The sequence below is a fragment of the Pleionea sp. WD8-19 genome, from assembly GCF_055326765.1.
In genome coordinates this window covers 1-1,021 of the sequence record NZ_JBUZOU010000059.1, presented here as the reverse complement: position 1 = coordinate 1,021, position 1,021 = coordinate 1, and the positions used below count along the sequence as shown (strand labels likewise).

Here is a 1,021-nt window from a genome sequence, read left to right as displayed (position 1 = left end):
TTTATTATTTAATGCATGTACTGAACGAGCTTCCGAAACAGCCTGATGACTTAGAACCGTTAATGCCGTGGAATGTTGAGTTGAACGGTTAAGTCAAGTGTGTGTTTGCTCGGACGTTTACCATGTAACAACCGAAATTATGCGGATCAACTTTACGTTGCTTCGCAACTACATTTCGCTCGGTGTTTCGGATATTAGGAGCTATCGTGAGGGAACTAGCTGCTTTATTAATTTTAATGCTTGCGGGCTGCTCAACCATACCAATTCCAAAAAATGGAATTATAGTTGTTGAAGCCATACCAAAATCTACTGACAATACAAGTTGGTATAGAGATTTTTGCACTTATGGACAACCAGTAAATGACAATGTCTTGTCGTATGGAGACTCATGTGGCAATAATCAAATTTTACATCATGCATTCATCTTTAAAGTTAGACTAGGGCAGGTGAAAGATATTAATGGCGACTTTTATGGCAGTCATTTGTATGCAGGTATGTCAGGTGGGCAGCGAGTGTCTTGGAACGCAAAGAATAATAAATCTGGATACTTTATCCTACAAAGAGTGAAATCTGAATTTAGGAGCGAAACAGGCATTGATTTTTTGATGACGCCAGTTGTGTATGATAGAAAGTTGCAATGTATCGGCAGTTTTGGCTCTTATCCACATGTCGATATTCGAAATTGCCCAGATAAAGAGTTCCACAACGTATCATATGATGCATGTTTACCTGCAGAAAAGGTTATTGAACATTTTTCCAATGGGTAAAACACTCCTAACAAGCCGCGGCTTAATGGACGTCGTAACAAGTTGGTTCGCCCATGTATGGAGCGTTAAGAAGCGGACTATGTTTTTGAACTAAATAACGGCCATAAAGAAAGACTTTTTTGAAGAGTGATGTAAACGTCCGAGCAAACACACACTTGACTTAACCGTTCAACTCAACATTCCACGGCATTAACGGTTCTAAGTCATCAGGCTGTTTCGGAAGCTCGTTCAGTACATGCATTAAATAATAAAAG

The 1,021-nt window shown here is 39.4% G+C and carries 1 protein-coding gene; it reads left to right on the top strand.

Annotated features, from left to right (window positions below; all coding sequences use genetic code 11):
* Positions 1–206: 206 nt before the first annotated feature.
* Positions 207–767 (top strand): hypothetical protein, encoded by a 561-nt coding sequence (locus tag ACTUJY_RS21105; RefSeq protein WP_463618111.1) that lies wholly within the window; start codon positions 207–209, stop codon positions 765–767.
* Positions 768–1,021: the final 254 nt, after the last annotated feature.